Origin of the sequence: Mycobacterium simiae (genome assembly GCF_008370645.1) — a bacterium.
Taxonomy (GTDB): domain Bacteria; phylum Actinomycetota; class Actinomycetes; order Mycobacteriales; family Mycobacteriaceae; genus Mycobacterium; species Mycobacterium simiae_A.
In genome coordinates, this window is record NZ_VTZN01000569.1 from 1 (window position 1) to 376 (window position 376).

Genomic DNA, 376 nt, shown 5'->3' on the forward strand with positions numbered 1-376 from the left:
ACAACTCGCGGCCCATGCCCACCCATTGGGCCCCCTGCCCGGGAAATACCATCACCGTCTTGTCTAAAGACCGGCTCCGTCCAGCTACCACACCCACACCTGGCTCACCAGCGGCCGCGTCGTGGAGACCGGCCAACAACTCGGTGCGGTCCTTACCCACCACCACCGCCCGATACTCAAAGACCGACCGCCCCGCCAACGACAACCCCACATCCACAGGCTCCAGCCCGTCATCAGCAGCCACAAACTCCGCCAACCGCTGCGCCTGAACCATCAGGGCTGCAGGCGACTTCGCCGAAATCACCCACGGCACCGGCACCCCCGCCGGCCAACCACCCCCGCGCTCAACACCTGCCACCACCGGGGCCTGCTCCAC

Annotated in this window: 1 protein-coding gene; it reads right to left on the reverse strand. The window is 67.0% G+C overall.

Annotated features, from left to right (window positions below; genetic code table 11):
- A partial coding sequence (locus F0Q45_RS26925; RefSeq protein WP_444875271.1) for a CurL C-terminal domain-containing protein occupies window positions 1-376 on the reverse strand: 376 nt, incomplete at both ends.